Origin of the sequence: Sutterella wadsworthensis (genome assembly GCF_003315195.1) — a bacterium.
GTDB classification, from domain to species: Bacteria; Pseudomonadota; Gammaproteobacteria; order Burkholderiales; family Burkholderiaceae_F; genus Sutterella; species Sutterella wadsworthensis.
The window spans coordinates 9,236-9,656 of the sequence record NZ_QNRV01000050.1 but is presented as its reverse complement, the minus strand read 5'-3'; the positions used below and the strand labels follow the sequence as shown (position 1 = coordinate 9,656).

Genomic DNA, 421 nt, shown 5'->3' with positions numbered 1-421 from the left:
CATCCGTGTACGTAGAGAAAGACCAGGGTTTTGGCGAAGATGACATGATGTTGTCTATATTAAATAACTATAGACTATGATAAAGATAAAGCAAAAGCTTGTCAAGTTTTTATTAAATAAAAACAAGAAATTAGGAAGAATAAATAAGTCGACTTTGCGTCAGATCAGGACCTCCCGGAGCTAGTCTCCGGGAGTTTGGGCTTGCAGCCGATCTTGCCGCACGAACGAGTACGTGCGGGAGATCGGCTTTATTTTGTGCAAAATATTAATGCGGCAGTAACGAAAAAGCCCGCAGCAACACACCTGCGGGCTTTGGGCGTCATATTGGCGTCCCCACGGGGATTCGAACCCCGGTACCGACCGTGAAAGGGTCGTGTCCTAGGCCTCTAGACGATAGGGACCCTAGAAACTTGGTGGAGGA

1 tRNA gene is annotated in these 421 nt (G+C 47.0%); it reads right to left on the bottom strand.

What is annotated here, in order from left to right:
* Positions 1-325: 325 nt before the first annotated feature.
* Positions 326-401 (bottom strand) — tRNA-Glu (locus DES29_RS11875).
* Positions 402-421: the final 20 nt, after the last annotated feature.